General features: G+C 33.0%; 15 protein-coding genes and 3 pseudogenes. 12 read left to right on the plus strand and 6 right to left on the minus strand.

What is annotated here, in order from left to right:
- Window positions 1–385 precede the first annotated feature (385 nt).
- From ACUN0F_RS00170 to ACUN0F_RS00180, 3 genes are all read right to left on the minus strand, one after another.
- Window positions 386–805, minus strand: coding sequence for a hypothetical protein (locus tag ACUN0F_RS00170; protein WP_000730713.1), 420 nt, complete (start codon window positions 803–805; stop codon window positions 386–388).
- 285 nt (window positions 806–1,090) lie between these two features.
- Window positions 1,091–1,483, minus strand: coding sequence for a cobalamin-5-phosphate synthase (locus ACUN0F_RS00175; RefSeq protein WP_445538926.1), 393 nt, complete (start codon window positions 1,481–1,483; stop codon window positions 1,091–1,093).
- A gap of 194 nt (window positions 1,484–1,677) precedes the next feature.
- Entirely contained in the window at window positions 1,678–2,043 is a 366-nt protein-coding gene (locus ACUN0F_RS00180; RefSeq protein WP_445538927.1) for a hypothetical protein, read from the minus strand.
- Between the two features lie 643 nt (window positions 2,044–2,686).
- On the opposite strand from ACUN0F_RS00180, the gene tnpB reads away from it, so the two are divergent.
- The 10 genes and pseudogenes from tnpB to ACUN0F_RS00230 all read left to right on the plus strand — a co-directional run bounded on the left by tnpB (window position 2,687) and on the right by ACUN0F_RS00230 (window position 10,302).
- Window positions 2,687–3,808 (plus strand): IS200/IS605 family element RNA-guided endonuclease TnpB, encoded by a 1,122-nt coding sequence (gene tnpB, locus ACUN0F_RS00185; protein WP_445538928.1) that lies wholly within the window; start codon window positions 2,687–2,689, stop codon window positions 3,806–3,808.
- A 70-nt stretch (window positions 3,809–3,878) separates the two neighbouring features.
- Window positions 3,879–4,336, plus strand: a pseudogene (locus ACUN0F_RS00190) (topoisomerase C-terminal repeat-containing protein); the annotation flags it as partial.
- A gap of 428 nt (window positions 4,337–4,764) precedes the next feature.
- Complete coding sequence (locus ACUN0F_RS00195) at window positions 4,765–5,409, plus strand: thermonuclease family protein (RefSeq protein ID WP_445538929.1); 645 nt, start codon at window positions 4,765–4,767, stop codon at window positions 5,407–5,409.
- A 51-nt stretch (window positions 5,410–5,460) separates the two neighbouring features.
- Complete coding sequence (locus ACUN0F_RS00200) at window positions 5,461–5,661, plus strand: hypothetical protein (RefSeq protein ID WP_445538930.1); 201 nt, start codon at window positions 5,461–5,463, stop codon at window positions 5,659–5,661.
- 76 nt (window positions 5,662–5,737) lie between these two features.
- Entirely contained in the window at window positions 5,738–6,025 is a 288-nt protein-coding gene (locus ACUN0F_RS00205; protein WP_088113978.1) for a hypothetical protein, read from the plus strand.
- Window positions 6,026–6,067: 42 nt separating this feature from the next.
- Entirely contained in the window at window positions 6,068–6,502 is a 435-nt protein-coding gene (locus ACUN0F_RS00210) for a disulfide oxidoreductase (RefSeq protein ID WP_445538931.1), read from the plus strand.
- Between the two features lie 68 nt (window positions 6,503–6,570).
- The gene (locus tag ACUN0F_RS00215; protein WP_046956869.1) at window positions 6,571–6,864 is read left to right on the plus strand and encodes an ArsR/SmtB family transcription factor; all 294 of its coding nucleotides are present in this window, start codon (window positions 6,571–6,573) and stop codon (window positions 6,862–6,864) included.
- Window positions 6,865–7,122: 258 nt separating this feature from the next.
- Window positions 7,123–8,465: pseudogene (locus ACUN0F_RS00220) on the plus strand (IS3 family transposase).
- A 418-nt stretch (window positions 8,466–8,883) separates the two neighbouring features.
- Window positions 8,884–9,297: a hypothetical protein gene (locus ACUN0F_RS00225; protein WP_445538932.1), complete on the plus strand. Its 414-nt coding sequence runs from the start codon at window positions 8,884–8,886 to the stop codon at window positions 9,295–9,297.
- Window positions 9,298–9,936: 639 nt separating this feature from the next.
- Window positions 9,937–10,302 (plus strand): cupin domain-containing protein, encoded by a 366-nt coding sequence (locus tag ACUN0F_RS00230; protein ID WP_445540789.1) that lies wholly within the window; start codon window positions 9,937–9,939, stop codon window positions 10,300–10,302.
- Window positions 10,303–10,710: 408 nt separating this feature from the next.
- Here the strand turns inward: ACUN0F_RS00230 and ACUN0F_RS00235 are convergent.
- The 3 genes and pseudogenes from ACUN0F_RS00235 to ACUN0F_RS00245 all read right to left on the minus strand — a co-directional run.
- Window positions 10,711–10,907, minus strand: a pseudogene (locus ACUN0F_RS00235) (Tn3 family transposase); the annotation flags it as partial.
- A 143-nt stretch (window positions 10,908–11,050) separates the two neighbouring features.
- Window positions 11,051–12,331, minus strand: coding sequence for a cytochrome P450 (locus tag ACUN0F_RS00240; protein WP_445538933.1), 1,281 nt, complete (start codon window positions 12,329–12,331; stop codon window positions 11,051–11,053).
- Window positions 12,332–12,409: 78 nt separating this feature from the next.
- The gene (locus tag ACUN0F_RS00245; protein ID WP_445538934.1) at window positions 12,410–13,831 is read right to left on the minus strand and encodes an MDR family MFS transporter; all 1,422 of its coding nucleotides are present in this window, start codon (window positions 13,829–13,831) and stop codon (window positions 12,410–12,412) included.
- Window positions 13,832–13,966: 135 nt separating this feature from the next.
- Between ACUN0F_RS00245 and ACUN0F_RS00250 the strand changes: the two genes are divergently transcribed.
- Together ACUN0F_RS00250 and ACUN0F_RS00255 are read left to right on the plus strand one after the other, a co-directional pair.
- Window positions 13,967–14,782 carry a TetR/AcrR family transcriptional regulator gene (locus ACUN0F_RS00250; protein ID WP_445538935.1) on the plus strand — a complete coding sequence of 272 codons (816 nt, stop codon included), beginning with the start codon at window positions 13,967–13,969 and terminating at the stop codon, window positions 14,780–14,782.
- Window positions 14,783–15,286: 504 nt separating this feature from the next.
- On the plus strand, window positions 15,287–16,450 hold the full coding sequence (locus ACUN0F_RS00255) for an oxalate decarboxylase family bicupin (protein WP_327989033.1): 1,164 nt from the start codon (window positions 15,287–15,289) through the stop codon (window positions 16,448–16,450).
- The last annotated feature ends 182 nt before the right edge of the window (window positions 16,451–16,632 follow it).

Raw genomic sequence — 16,632 nt, forward strand, 5'->3', positions numbered from 1 at the left:
TTCACGTCCTAAAAACTATTATCGTAATTAGTAAATGACATCAATAAAAAACGTCACACCATTTTTTATAAAAAATGATATATATAAACCACCTTAATTTTAAAGCTTTTATCACTTGTATATAGTATATATCAGTTAACATAACACCACTTATCAGTATTTAATGTATCTAGAAAAGTACCTTTAGAAAATCTGAAGGTACTTTTCTTTTACATAATGGGTTATCGCCAAATATCCATCAATTTAAGAATTTGTACTACCCCCAAGTGTCAAAAAAGGTTATTCTTTCTAAAATGTGAATTAGGAAGGGTGGCGTGCCCCTTAAAAGAATAAAGCCATAAAAAAAGATGACTTCTGTACAATACAGAAATCATCTTTTTTGATTTTAAGCAGTGCGTCCTTCATCTTCATCATTAGATGAAAATCCAGCATAGTCAACATTTACAGATCCGCCGGTACCATCACGATAGGTAACTTTATACTCACCAGCTCCTACTGCTTTACCCTTCCATTCATTTACACTTCTCCAAGTATATGATTTACCTGGTTTTAGTGTTATCGTCAAATATTTTTTGCCTGTATCAATGTTTTTTACAGTTATAGTGACGTCATTTTTTCCTTTATTTTTAAACCATAATTTAACATATCCATAACCGGGATCAACGTTAAATGAAGACTCCACAGTTTTTTTACCTGATACCGAACCCTCAAAATCATCATACTCAGCACCAGCTATTGAAGGAAATGCTACACAAGCTGCTAAAGCTAAAGATAAAATTGATTTTACTAATGTTTTCTTTTTCATAACTAAATCCCCCTTGGTATTTGGTATATCACAAGTATACATTTCAAAAACTCAATATGAAATATATGGAAGTTTTTTTCAAGAATAATTTTAATATTCTTAATATTAATTCGTGGAGTGGTTCTTTGGAAGGTATCTAGAATAAATTAATCATGTTGTAAATATTAAGCACATCGAGAAAAATACTTGAATATTTCAACTGAATTTTGTTTACCACATATAAATTTTTTATTTCAACAAATAAAGTCCATTTCAATTGAAATGGACTTTTGTATTTATACAAAGTTATTCGATGTCGTTTTTATTTGTATTTTGAGAATGCCCGAAGATGGTACCTACAAAAATGCGGAAAATTAATATAAATAAATGTACAATTAGGAGACAAATAAATATTGCTAAGCACAAAATAGGTATGAATAGTATAAAAGCAAGAATTACTATAATCCAAAAAGCAATCAGCCATCCACCATGGAGCTCACTGTATAATTGTCCAAAATCAAAATCTGCATCAAAGAATGGAGCTTGTGAAATATAATCTATAAAGTTAGGGATATTAGAAATAAATGTATATACAACGAATAACATGAAAACTACACCAAAACATCCACCACACCCTGAACTGTTTCTTCCCGCTTCTCTAGCAATTAAAAATCCTACAAATGGTCTAAAATAACGCACTAAATTAAGCCCTCCAAAAATATACCTTAGTAATGTTTATAGTTATTTATATAATTAATAAAACATAATATAAAGATTTTTACATTTCGTTTCGCATAAATAACATCTCTAACCTAGTGTGGTTATTAAATTAACCAGTTATATTGATGTAATAACAAATAAAAAGAACTTAACCAATATTAATTAAGTTCTTTTTACTTTAATCTCTCGTATTCTTCTTCCATTTCTCTTTTATATTTACTGTATAAATAATCTTTTTCCGTTATTTCACCAGTCCTAACCAATTCACGTTTCATCTTTAAAAAAGCTTCTTCACCATAAAGTACTTTCCTGGCATCATCACATGACTTCCCGTTAACGCCTTGCCAAAAAGCGTATGGATTGTTACAATTACTAATCATTTCTCGAGCCTTATTTTTATCATATTCAATCGAATACTCTTTATAGCTTTTATACCCTTTAATTAAAAAAGGGGTCATGCAAATAAATATAGTGAATAATATCAAGCTCTTTCTTGTAAAAAATATTTTGTAGTATGGATATAAAAGCTCTTTAATCATACGAATTAAACTTAATGTGGAATAATCTAGCTCAATTGAAAATTTGCGTTTAAATTTAGCGAAACGACTTTCTTTATATCTCCTATACCTCATATAAACTCCTTTAAAGATTCCTTTAATTAATACAACAATATTATATCATTTTAATAATTAATTAAAATGTTGTATAAAAATATTTTGTAACATTACTAGCAGAACAGTTTTTGTTACACCCAAATTACATATATCTCGGCTGAACAACTAACGCGAGAATCTATTTTGATTAATATTTTTTCAAAAGGGATTCTCTTATTCATTTTAAGACAGGGTGAGCAATATTTTTAATCGGATTTTATTTCAAGGCTTCATATTGTAAAACTTTCTGCAATGTTATGCTTTCAAAATAAACTTTCTGCAAATATATAAGTTATTTAGAAAGGTAATTTTGCAATATTAAGCTTTGAAACCAAAAATTTTATCATTTTAGCCAAGAAGACTCCTTCCTCAAGGAAAGCGAAGTGAGTAGGTGGGAGATGAATTGGCTTCGAACAAGGGATGGCAAGGAGCCATCTTCATTGTTCGACATACATAAAGTGTTACTTCACTATCCATCGAATGTACGTTTGGTATATAATAGTCATATACCGAAATGGAGGTGAATTAAATGATAATTAATAAAGCCTATAAGTTTCATATCTATCCAAATCAAGCACAAGCAATTCTAATTAATAAAACGATAGGTTGTTCTCGCTTTGTATTTAATTATTTCCTATCCCTATGGGATCACGCATACAAAGAAACTGGGAAAGGTTTAACATATGGTACATGCTCTACCAAACTTCCTGCCATGAAGAAAGAGTTTGTTTGGCTAAAAGAAGTGGATAGTATTGCGATTCAGTCGTCTGTTCGCAACCTTGCAGATGCGTATACACGCTTTTTCAAAAAACAAAACAGCGCCCCGCGCTTTAAATCTAAGAAGAACAACGTACAATCGTATACCACAAAACAAACAAATGAAAACATTGCCATTGTAGGAAACAAAATAAAGTTGCCGAAACTAGGTTTTGTCCGATTTGCAAAAAGTCGAGAAGTAAAGGGACGTATTATAAATGCTACGGTTAGACGTAACCCTTCTGGCAAATACTTTGTGTCATTGTTAGTTGAAACTGAAGTGCAAGAACTTCCGAAAACACAATCTTACATTGGAATGGATGTGGGACTAAAAGATTTCGCCATTTTGTCAGATGGAACCATCTATAAAAATCCGAAATTTTTTCGGTTATTAGAAGAGAAGTTGGCGAAAGCACAACGTGTTCTTTCTAGAAGAATGAAAGGATCTTCCTGCTGGAATAAGCAGCGAGTAAAGGTAGCTAGGATTTATGAATACATGGCAAATGCTAGAAAAGATTACTTAGACAAAATCTCGACTGAAATCATCAAAAACCACGATGTTATCGGTATAGAGGATTTGCAAGTATCGAATATGTTAAAGAATCATAAGTTAGCAAAAGCAATTAGTGAAGTATCATGGTCACATTTTCGAGCCATGTTAGAATACAAAGCGAAATGGTACGGAAAACAAGTCATTGTCGTATCGAAAACATTTGCTTCCAGCCAATTATGTTCTTGTTGTGGGTATCAAAATAAAGACGTTAAAAATCTAAACCTACGTAAATGGGTTTGCCCTTCATGTCAAACACATCATGATAGGGATATTAACGCAAGTATCAATCTAAAGAATGAAGCGATAAGGCTTCTAACCGCAAGGACTGCGGAGATAGCCTAATAAATTAGAGTTCTATAGAACTCTTTACTTAGGAATCTCCCACTTCTAAAAGAAGTGAAAGTGGGGGTAGTTCAAGTTGTCAGCTAAAATAAAAGGTAAGAAATTATCCGATAGCCAGATTAAAAAACTATTGAATAATCATGTGACAGACTTCATTAATGGTTTTAGTGGGGAAAACGGAGAATTCACTGCTGAGATTCGATTAAAGCCAGATCTTAGTATTTGTTTTGAATTTCCGACTACAGATGATCGTACGGTAGGTAATGTCCATTATGCCAGAGTAGGGTTATAATAGGGAAAACAAACTATCTATGTGAACAATACAAGAAGGACTGTGATTTCATCATTCCAGGAATGATACTCGAAAAAAGAATTACAGCTAGTCAAATTAAGAAATTACTAGAAAAGAATATGACTGATACAATACAAGGATTTAAATCGAAAAAAACGGTGGAATTATTCGGTGCAAAATTAACATATGACAACGTAAAGAAGAGACTCACGTTTATAAACGAGAAGAAGAAATAATATCGCAAAATCTTAAATTTCATATATAAAATTAATAAGAACTATGATATGATGAAAGTAACAAAATACTTCTAAAACTATCTTGCAAAAGGACACACCTACGCATACATATGCCATAGGTGTGTCCTTTTTTATGTATTTTTAAGATTTCAAGACTCAAAAGGGGGGTATATATTGTGTACCAGTAATATAGCATCTGCTAATGTATCTTTTGAAAAATTGAAGAGTCAGGAAGAGAATGAAAAAAGCATGGCGTCAATATGCCCGAATTGGAAGAAACGTTCATTTAGAGAACTATATAATGATCATCCAAAATGGATACAGTTTTGCCTATGTTGTAATTATCGAGAAGTAAATACATTGGAAAGTCCGTTTGTTTATTAGACGCAGCTATTTACGTATTTTAAGTAGGAGGAAGAAATTTCGATATGAAAATATGGATTAAAGCTATTTGTATAACATCATTCGTAATTCAAATGTCAGCATGCAGCAGTTCCACGCAAACAAAAAATGATTCAAGACCTGCCCAAGCAGTACAAAACGGGATACAACAGCACGTAGAAGGGAAAGGTATTGTTGATATTCCAGAAGCTTATAAGTGGAAATTAAAAGGCTTAGAGACCGCAAAAGGGAAGGTATTACATATAAAAGACGGAGATACGATAGACGTGAACGTAAAGGGGCAGAAACAGACGGTAAGATTGCTGTTATTGGATACCCCCGAGTCCGTATCACAGAAGATTCCACCACAAAAGATGGGGAAGGAAGCGTCGTTATTTCTAAAGAAACAATTAAAAGGAAAAAGCGTAACATTGGTATATGATCGTGGACCAAAAGAGGACAAGTATGGCAGGAAATTGGCATATGTATTTTGTGAAGGGATACATATCAACGAATTAATGGTCAAATCAGGATATGGTATTGTAGCTTACATTTCAAAACCTAACACTTCACTGCTTCCACAAATGCTAGAAAGCGAAAAAGAAGCAAAGGCGTCAAAAACTGGTGTGTGGAGCATAGAAGGGTATGTGGATGAAGAGAAACATCATTATAACCGTAATGATGCGGCTTAGCACCCTAATCCATTGCAATACAAATATTCGTACAAAATGGAGGTTTTATGAATGAATGAAAACAATAGAAATATGCTCTTATCCTTTATCATTTCAATTTTATTTATTTTCGCGAGCCTATTACCATTTAGTAATAATGAATATGTGTATGTTATCTCCAAAATTGGTGCTGCAGCTGGTGTAATAAATATTGTGATGATGAGCGTTTTCTTGTATTTTCAAAGCAAAAAAACGGGACATTTATTAAATTAGTAAATTAAAACTTAATAGTTTTCCTTACTCATATCCTTTTAAGCTTGGTAAGGAAAACCGAAAAGGAGTGTGAAAGGTGAGTCAAGTACCTGGATTTTTAAAGTTTGTTTTAGCGAAAGAAAGACGGTATGTATATTTAGTTGTAGCAGAAAAGAAAAACAAAAAAGTACATACACACATGGTATATAGATTTGGTCCGCTAGAAAAAGCATTAGAAACCATGTACGAAATGCGTGGTGATTTTGAAAATCTTTTCCCTCTAGAATTAAAAGAGAGGGGATACGACTGGGAAGATATCAATGATTGGATACTTTCTATTGAAACAGGGTACTCGAAACACGGAAATAAACTAGTCATATATTAGCAAATGTTTTGTATTTTAAAAATTAGGTGAGGCGAAAATAAGATGTTGATCATTCAAAAGTATCACATTGTAATTGCTTGGATGATAGCTACTAGCGCAATGTTAATTAGTTTGTTTTTTAGTGAATGGATGAAGCTGCCGCCATGTGATTTGTGCTGGTATCAAAGAATGGCCATGTATCCATTAGTATTAATATTAGGGATAGGAATGTATAGAAAAGATCCGCATGTCAGCACGTATGCATTCCCATTTGTGTGTATCGGCTTAATGTTATCTGTATACCAAATTACAATTCAAACGTTTCCTGCTAGCGAGATGAAGATATGTTCAGTAGGAGTTTCTTGTACAAAAGATTACCTGAATTTATTTGGTTTCATCTCAATACCTATGCTATCTTTTGTTGGATTTTTAGCTATTATCGTACTTCTGTATATAAAACCAAACAGTAAATTAAGCCGTAGTAAAACAGATCACTAAACAAGAATAATTTAATGCATTTAAAACTGAATTTAAAAATAAAAAATATGAAAAGGAAGATATCATAAATGACAACAATGCAAGTAAATAAAGAAATGAACAAAATTCCAGAGGCAGATGTAGAATTACTTAAGATCATGGCTCACCCAGTTAGGCTACAAATTGTAAAAGAGTTAGAACATCGTAAGATTTGCAATGTAACACAGTTAACGGAGCTATTAAATATACCTCAATCTACCGTATCTCAGCACCTCTCTAAAATGCGCGGAAAAATTCTTCGTGCAGAAAGAAAAGGATTGGAGATGTACTACCATGTTGCCAATGCTAAAGCATGCCAGATTGTCGGAGTATTAGGTCTGTAGTTCTAACTCGAAATAGGGTAATAGAAAGAGTGTTGTTAAATATAGCTGCAACAGCTGATGTACTGCAGAATGATAAATTCACAAGCTTAGAGTGTAGTCCTTCTAATAATGGAGGAGCTGACTGTGGTGAAAAATTGATATAAGAGCTAATAAAAAAGAGTGCAGAACATTAAAATGTACCCTATAGAATAGACACTCGAAAAAAGTCTATTCTATAGGGTATTTCTTGTATAATAAAAGGAAAATTGGGATCGGAGAATGTCTAAAATGACAAAAAAGCTATTTACAGAAAGAGAAATTCAAATTCTATCAAATAACCTATATGTAAAATCTGTAAGTCAGAAAGGTATCACTTATACAGAGGAATTTAAGCATATTTTTATTGAGGAAAATGAAAAAGGAAAGCTACCTCGAAATATTTTTGAAGAATGTGGTTTTGATATAGATATGATTGGAATGAAACGAGTTATGTCATCGGGAAGTAGATGGCGTGCTGCTTATAGAAAAAATGGTGTATTGGGTTTACGGGATACACGTATCGAAAATGCGGAAAGAACTCTTGAGAGAGAGCTTACGTTAGAAGAAAAGTATGCCCGTTTAGAAGCCGAACGAAACTTACTAAAGACGGAAAACGAATTGCTAAAAAAAATCAAACTTATGGAAGGGAGGATGAGAAGGAAATAACACTACCACCTAATCAGAAATTCATTTTGATTCGTTCTGTCATCATGAAATACAACTTAAGGAATATGGTCAGTCATTTGTGTAAAATAGCTGGTGTATCCCGTTCGGGATACTATAATTACTTTTCAATTTCATCTCAAGAACAACGGAAACAAAAGAGTGATCGAGATGAAATCGTGAAAGAAACCATATTAAAAGCACTTCGATTTAGAAATAGAAAGAAAGGGGCTCGTCAGATAAAGATGACATTGGCGGGTCAGTTTCAAGTTGTCTACAATTTAAAGCGTATCCGTAGAATTATGAAGAAATACGAGATTGTATGCCCGGTTCGCAAAGCGAATCCTTATAAAAGAATGCTGAAAGCTACAAAAGAACATCGAATAGTACCGAATCAATTAAATCGGGAATTTAAACAAAATACCCCAGGGAAAACACTTCTTACAGATATCACCTATTTAGTTTACGGTAAGAATCAAAGGGCCTATTTATCTACAATTTTAGATGGCTCAACTAATGAAATTTTAGCTTACCATGTTTCAGAACAGATGACATTAGAGCTCGTAACGACAACTCTCCATAAACTAAAAAGGAATCCGCGGATTCGATTGACTGAAGGTGCTTATATTTATTCAGATCAGGGGGCCCACTACACAAGCCCTACCTATCAAAAGCTAGTTAAAAAGCTAAATCTTGGACAATCCATGTCAAGAAGAGGAAACTGTTGGGATAACGCCCCATAAGAATCGTTTTTTGGTCATCTGAAAGATGAAGCTCATATAAAATCTTGCGCGTCCTTTGATGAGTTGAAACAAGAGATTAAGAAATATATGACGTACTATAATCACTATAGATATCAATGGAATTTAAAAAAGATGACTCCTGTTGAATACAGAAATCATCTTCTTGATGTTGCCTAACTTTTTTCAAAATGTCCTTTACAAAGGGTACAGATTACATGTCTGCATTCTTTTTTATTGTGCCCTAGCTACAATAGATAAAGTATTTTGTTGTGTATGACTATGAATAGGGGATACCGTGTTTTGCTATGCAAAACACGATACTTTCGACTTTTCAAGCAAAGGAAATATCGAGTTTATTGATGTGTATAGTGAAGATTAAAGTTTAGAATATTCTGTGTCAATATTATCAATTTACTATAGTTTACAATTATGTAAAAATAGAACTGATTATAATTTTCTTTAAATATTAGATTAAAAGCTATCATAAGGGTAATGTGAGCATTTATAGCTTGCTTATAAACGGTGACTGGGGATACATACAAGAGTGTGATCAAGTAATGGTAGAATTTATCAAACGAAATGAGGTGACTGTAACTTGAGAGAAATTGCGAAAAAAGTACAAATGATACGTTTACAAGAGGAGCATTTTGGTCGTAAGGCAGACAAAGAACAGTATTCTGCCAAGCAATGTAAAATAGAACGAGAGAGTATTAAATTAGAAAAAAATAGAGTTAAAAAACGAACTCAAAAATTTCAAACGACAGAAGAAAAATGGGACACAAAATGTAAAAAAGCAGTACAATTATTTAATCAAGGTGAGGAATATCCAACTATTGCAAAAAAACTGAGGTGCAATGTGAGTAGTTTGTATAGAGAACTTAAGAAACGGGGCACATTACAAATACCAAAGCAGGTAGCAGCATCTAAATCATTAAAATCACCCATAACATCAACACAAACAAAAAAAACGAATTTCGAACGATATAAAGAATATTATATGTACAAATAGAAGAATTCATGGCTATAAATCTATACCTGATTCTTTAGTATTAATAAGCTAAGATTATGCAGGATACAATGAAAAAATGCATATTTAGCAGCAAATCTTCTTATAGTATTTATAGAACATCTGCAAATGTTAAAATAAGAATAATTTGTCTAAAGTAAAAGAATCCCCATGTCATAAAGGATTCATTTAGAAGGGTTAGAGAGCTGTCGTTACTTGTCTCATATTCATTGTACGTCCAATAGTAAGAATATTCAATCTTATTTTATGTTTCTCAATATATTCTGTTCGTTTTTATATTATAATATAGATAATTCTTTTTATTTATGTATCTCTCTCTACATATCTTCCTGGAGTGAATCCTTATTATAAGGATTCCTTTTTTATTACTTAATAGGGGTCACCATACATTGCCATCAAGTTAAGAAATTCGTTATCCTAAAAACGAAAAAAAACTGAATTCTCATAATGTAGGTTTAGAATAAAGATTGATAAAAAGACCTGTTTTGTAGAGTATTTCTTTGTTCAACAATCGGGCCATCTTGTGGAAGATCAGCAGAAACTTTTGAAATTTTAATCAAAATAGTAATTAATCTATCGAAGTTGTAAAATAAGGATAAGAATAGTTCTGGGGGGATTTATATCAATTATAATGCTATTAGTCTAAGCGAGAAACTGTCCAAATTCAGTGAACACTGGTCGCCCAAAGTCATTGGTGAAATGAATGACTATCAGTTTAAGTTAGTTAAGATTATGGGAGATTTTGTATGGCATGAGCATAAAGACACCGATGAGGTATTCATCATGATAGACGGCGAGATGTCCATAGCATTTCGCGATGGACAGGTTAAACTTTCCAAAGGAGAAATGTATGTGATACCAAAAGGTGTGGAGCATAAGCCTTATGCTGAAAAGGAATGCCATATAATGCTGGTAGAGCCTAAAGGTGTAGTCAACACTGGTGAAACTAACTCCAAACTAACTGCTGAAAATAATATATGGATTTAAATCAATAATTCAGTTACTTTCTTTGGAGCAACATATAAAAGGAAGTTACATATTTTCCGCAATCGGGCGCTTTAATTGAGTAAGGTTCACAAAAATTATCAAACTTTTTTATAAAAGGATGACTCAATTGAATATAGAAAAAGCGTGTTTTGATCAAACTTTTTTTCAAAACACGCTTTTTCTATTCGCTCTTTTATCAAGGTTTAGTAAGTTAATTTAATCAGACTTTATTCAAAAGCTACACATAAATTGGTGTAGAGAGATAAAAATTTTCTTTTTGGGAGTATTTCAAAATTTTAGCTTGATGGGCATGGGGTCACCATATCAAAAAAAGAAAATTGTACGTTTAGACACAATTTGGACACGAATTAACCGGTTTCTTTTACGTTAAGGAACCGGTTATTGATATTACTGATTCTTTATAGGATTTTTGTCTCGTAATGGTCGTAAATTATTAAAATTTGTTTTTTAGTTAAATTCCACACATAATCACCTGTCAATGTGATATGCTCCCAACCAAGTGGAGATATATGTTGTAAATATTCTTCTGGAATGTCCACCCCTTTTGTACGCAAAGCATCTACTGCACGTGATATATATACCGTACCCCTAGCGAGATTCCGTAAGGTATTTGTGGATAAAAAACTTTGAATCTCTTGAGCAAATAGTTGTAATTCGTCAGACACAGAAACAGACATAAAAAACGCCATCCTTTCCTATGATTCTACAGAAAGAATAGCGTATATTTTCATTTTAGGGGGTAACCTGTTCCGTTAAGTTGATGGCGATGCGATTGAACCCCATAAACTTTCATTGGTAAATAAGTCAAGGACTGTCCCGTAGCAGAAGCAGTTAAGTTTTTTTCTAATTCAAACCCTTCTACTGATTCGATACAAGAAAATTTTTGTAAGAATGCCTCTAATGCAATTTTCATTTCTAATCGTGCAAGAGGTGCACCTAAACAAAAATGTGGACCGCTTCCGAAAGTCAGGTGATTTTTATTGTTTGAACGATGAATGTCTATAGAGAAAGGATCGCTATACATGTTTTCATCCATATTGGATGCACTCATCCAAGCAATGACTACGTCACCTTTTTTTAACTCAACCCCTAATAGATTATTATCTTGTTTAACCGTCCGATCTCTTCTTGAAATATGAAAACGATATCGAAGCATTTCTTCAACGGCTTTTGGGACTAATCCTATATCATTTCTTAGTGTTCCATATAATGATTTGTCATCATAAAGCAATGAATAGAAGGTATTGGCTATAGCGTGACTAGTTGTTTCAAGACCTGCCCCTAAAAGTAACATAGTTGTCTGTACAATCTCCTCATTCGTAAATTTTTCCCCATCTACTTCAGCTTGAATCAAATCAGAGATAATATCATCACAAAGGTTCGAACGTTTATGAACTACAACAGGATAAAGGTATTCAAAATATTCTTTCGCTGCCTTTTGTTTTTGTTTTTCAATATCCTCTAACCTGTCTTTGTCGTATGGGTGGAACAAAATATCAACCCATTTTTTAAACTGACCTTGACCTTGTGCAGGTACGCCAAATAAATCGGCAATTACTAGAGCAGGTAAAGGGGACGCCAAAGCTTCCACAATATTAATTGTAGAATTTTCTTGTATATTTTCTACAAGCTCCGTTGCAATTTGTTGAATACGAGGTTCCCACTCTTTTAAACTGCGGGGAGTGAAAGCCGCTGCCAATAAAGAACGCACTTTTCGATGATCAGGAGGATCAAAGAAAGTAATCATTGTTATAGGTGAAGTGTTTTTTTTCTTTTTATTATCGCCCACAAAAAGACCGCTTCTAGGCCCTTGACTTGAAAAGACTTCATAATTGGTTAATACCTGTTTAACATCTTCATACTTAAACACATTCCATGTATTCGTTTCTTCGTGAAAAAAAACAGAATGTTTGTGAAGCATTTCTTTATACCAATTTAAAGGAAAAAACTCTTCAGCACGTGTCTGGAAATTAGGGATTTCTGTAATTGCAATGACTTCTTTATTCAATGATATTCCTCCTTAAAAATAAAAATTGTATAAATCACTCTATAAATAATCCTACTTGTAGTAAATCTAAATGTAAAATTAGTCTTCGCTAATACGTTTTCGAATGAAGAGAGATAGAATAGTAGCGATGACTGCTAATCCAATTGTGACAAGAGATGTGTAGTTAATCGCATCTAATAATCCTTGTTTACTTGCCATAGCAGCATTCATTGTTGTACTTAATTCTCTTGTACGGTCTGCAGCATGCGTAGTCATTAATGTAACAAGAACAGCTGTTCCAATTGCTCCCGCAACTTGTTGAATCGTACTATAGACAGCTGTACCTGAAGGATTTAAACGACGCGGCAATTGATTTAAAGCATTCGTTTGAATTGGCATCATGACTAAGGCTGTCCCTATACTACGTACAGCAAACCAAGTTGCTACATAATACGTTGAAGTATCAAATTCTAAAATTGACAAAAAGTAAGTTGAAATCCCAACGACTGGGAAACCAATTAAAACTAATGGTAAGGCGCTAAATCTATCATATAATCTACCGATATAAGGCATAAAAAGAGCTGTTAATAACGCCCCCGGTAACAATACAAGCCCTGATATTAAAACAGAATGCCCTTGAACAGTTTGTAAAAAGTAAGGAAGTAAAATCATTCCTGAATACATAATCATCGACAAAATAATACAAAGAACCGAGCTTAAAGAAAACATCGAATACTTGAAAACGCGTAAATCTAATAACGGATTTTCAATTTTGAATTGTCGAATTGTAAAAATAGCAAGTATCACAAAACCAAAAATGATAAGACCATAAACAGTAATATCTCCCCATCCTTTTGTACCTGCACTACTAAATCCGTATAAAATACTTGAGAAACTGATTGTTGATAACGCCACCGAAATAGCATCAATTTTTGTATCTCTTTGTTCTAACACATTTTCTAATTTCCAAATTGCTAATCCTAAGCTAATAATAGCGAATGGAGCAATCGCAATAAATAACATACGCCATCCGAAGCTATCTACAATAATTCCTGAAATGGTTGGCCCAATAGAAGGCGCAAACATAACAATTAAGGTATAAATTCCTAATGCTTTCCCCCGCTCTGCCTTCGTAAAGCTCACTAGCATGACATTCATGAGAAGTGGCGATAAAACAGTAGCACCAATTGCTTGAATTATACGAGCAGTGAGTAGAAAGGGAAATGTATTAGCAAAAATAGCTAAAATCGTCCCAACTGAAAAAATAGACATAGCTGCAATAAATACGTGATTACTTTTAAATTTTGTAATAAAATACGCACTTGTTGGGATAAGTACGCCAGCGATTAACATATAAGCTGTTGTAAGCCACTGTACTGTTGAATATTGTTCTACATGTAAATCTTTCATAATCATAGGTAAGGCGTTATTCAACAAGACATTGTTTAAAATCGCTACGAATGATCCAATCATCATGATGGTAATCATAAAATACGGTGTTTTTTTTGTTTTTTGTTCCAAAATGCTTCATTCCTTTCATTCTTAACACATTGTATATGATTATTTCTAAGATGTAAACTGCAGGTATATTTTTTGAACCTCAGGTTCAGTGTGTTAAAATGAAATAAATTAATATGAAGTAGAGGGAGTAACAAAATGGAATCTAAACAACAACAAATTGCAGAACAAACATTAAAACTGATCATAAATCAAGGGATTGAACATACATCTTTACAGGATATATTGAACGCAGCAAATATTTCTAAAGGTACCTTTTATAAATACTTTTCATCCAAAGATGAATGTATTGCACAAATTATTAAACAAACATATGGGAAAGTTCGAGAAGAACTAGATCAATTATTAATTGATCAATTACGAAGTAATGAAGCAATTTTTAAAGAACAACTTATACTTTATTTAACTCGTACTTATTCTTATTATTTGAATGAATTAATTCGCACTATACGTCAAGGACAAAATAAAGATTTACGTAAGATGGTATTTCAAGAAGAAAAAAGGGATATTCGGTGGATGGCAGAACGATTGGTTGAGGTCAAAGGGGAGGTCATACGCCCATATAGTAAAGAAGTGATGTCATTGTACTTTGGTATGTTACAAACTATCATGGTAATTAGTAAAACATCACAAAAATCGATTTTCCCTCAAAAAGTAATCCATCTTACATATCACTATATGGAGCTTATATTGACAGAAATGATAGAAACAAAACAGGCTATTTTTTCTATAGAAATTGATGAAGAAATGCAACAAAGAGAATCCCTTATAGAAGAATTTAAAAAAATTCAGGACGTAGTTGTAGGTAGAGATAAAGTATTAATAGAAGGATTGTTAGAAGAATTAAATCGCAAAGAAATTCGTTATCCAATCGTAGAATCTTTGTGTTCATCTTTAAGTCCGACGCTGCGTGGAATAAGTGAGCAAATAAAAAGGACAATAAAAGAAAGATAAAACATATATGCTATTTTGAAGGCTTCCATTTAGGGATACGACCTCATCACCATCAAATTAAGGTAATTTTGTATCTATATAACGAAAAAAGCGCTATTCTTTTTGTAGAAAGGGGTTCAGCCGAGATACGTGTATATCTCGGCTGAACCCCTATAGCTGAACAATTAAATTAAACTTTATTGAAATATTTTTTATTGTGTAGAGAACCGCCGTTCTATATTTATGGCGGGGTTAAAAATATAGTTATACCTTTAAAATTAAAAATTCTCATGTTTGTAACTATGTCCGAAAACATTTATAAACTCCTTAGCGTACAATTTTCCCAAAAGGGGAAAGTAATCCCTAATATGAAGATATATAAGGTCAGACAAATTTTGAAAAATATATAATTTCATTTCAAAAAATCCGAAATAGGTATAAGCTTGTTATGCAAGTACATTTTAAGAAATTGATACATCTCTGTTTTTATTCATTCATATAATGAAATAGAAAGGGGAAGTTACAATGTTAAATGTAGAACAAAAAGTTCCAGAACCAATTCGAGGGGATAAAGGAGCCACTGTTAAAATACCACGTAACATTGAACTGGATCGTCAGAACCCTGACATGCTAGTGTCTCCTGAAACAGATAGTGGTACAGTTGATAATATGAAGTTTTCATTTTCTGATACACATAACCGATTAGAAAAGGGTGGTTATGCACGCGAGGTGACTGTTCGTGAACTTCCCATTTCACACTCAATTGCTGCTGTTAACATGCGTTTAAAACCTGGAGCAATTAGGGAATTACATTGGCATAAAGAAGCAGAGTGGGCATATATGATGTATGGTGAGGCACGTATTACTTCTATTGATGCTGAAGGTCATAACTTTATAGCTGATGTAAAAGAAGGTGACTTATGGTATTTTCCATCTGGCCTCCCGCATTCTATTCAAGGTTTAAAAGACGGTGCTGAGTTTTTGTTAGTATTTGACGACGGAAAATTTTCTGAAAATAGTACATTTCAAGTTACAGATTGGTTAGCACATACTCCTAAAGATGTAATTGCGAAGAACTTTGGAGTTTGTGAGGAACTTCTTATAGGGTTACCTAAAGAGGAAAAGTACATGTTTCAAAAAGAAGTCCCAGGCTCTATTGACGATGATCGAGTAGAAAGTCCAAATGGGACTGTTCCTAACCCTTTTAAATATGAATTATTAAAACAAGAACCTATTAAATCAAGTGGTGGTAGAGTATGGATTGCTGATTCTTCTAATTTCAAGGCATCAAAAACCATAGCATCCGCTCTGGTTGAAGTATTACCTGGTGCAATAAGAGAACTCCATTGGCACCCAAATACGGATGAATGGCAATATTATATTTCAGGTAAAGCAAAGATGACGGTATTCGCCGCTGATGGTCATGCTCGTACATTTAATTTTCAAGCTGGAGACGTTGGATATGTACCATTCGCAATGGGACATTATGTAGAAAATATCGGTGATGAACCATTATATTTCCTTGAAATATTTAAAAGTGATCATTATGCTGATATTTCATTAAACCAGTGGCTGGCTCTTACACCTCAAAAGTTAGTTCTTGAAACTCTTGATGTAAACGAAAAATTCCTTGCGTCACTCCATAAAATGAAACAACCAGTTGTAAAATTTGAAAATAAAAACGACTAATATATTTTTATAAAGCGGCTTTTTGTGTTGGTTATCAGTAGTGTGTTTTTTAGGTTTATAACAAAGTTTCTTATATATTTTTTAGATAACAAAAAAAGTATCCTATTTAGATGCTTTTTCTAAATGAATATGTTACTGTCTAAAATCTGGTATCCATCATCTCAAGAAATCCAGTAACTTTA

It is taken from the genome of Bacillus sp. 1A, assembly GCF_052682215.1.

What these genes read in the sequence shown, in the direction of transcription:
- ACUN0F_RS00215 (WP_046956869.1), top strand. Translation starts at nt 6,571, where the DNA reads ATGACAACAATGCAAGTAAATAAAGAAATGAACAAAATTCCAGAGGCA.
- ACUN0F_RS00200 (WP_445538930.1), top strand. Translation starts at nt 5,461, where the DNA reads ATGAATGAAAACAATAGAAATATGCTCTTATCCTTTATCATTTCAATT.
- ACUN0F_RS00250 (WP_445538935.1), top strand. Translation starts at nt 13,967, where the DNA reads ATGGAATCTAAACAACAACAAATTGCAGAACAAACATTAAAACTGATC.
- tnpB (WP_445538928.1), top strand. Translation starts at nt 2,687, where the DNA reads ATGATAATTAATAAAGCCTATAAGTTTCATATCTATCCAAATCAAGCA.
- ACUN0F_RS00180 (WP_445538927.1), bottom strand. Translation starts at nt 2,043, where the DNA reads ATGATTAAAGAGCTTTTATATCCATACTACAAAATATTTTTTACAAGA.
- ACUN0F_RS00195 (WP_445538929.1), top strand. Translation starts at nt 4,765, where the DNA reads ATGAAAATATGGATTAAAGCTATTTGTATAACATCATTCGTAATTCAA.
- ACUN0F_RS00210 (WP_445538931.1), top strand. Translation starts at nt 6,068, where the DNA reads ATGTTGATCATTCAAAAGTATCACATTGTAATTGCTTGGATGATAGCT.
- ACUN0F_RS00255 (WP_327989033.1), top strand. Translation starts at nt 15,287, where the DNA reads ATGTTAAATGTAGAACAAAAAGTTCCAGAACCAATTCGAGGGGATAAA.
- ACUN0F_RS00170 (WP_000730713.1), bottom strand. Translation starts at nt 805, where the DNA reads ATGAAAAAGAAAACATTAGTAAAATCAATTTTATCTTTAGCTTTAGCA.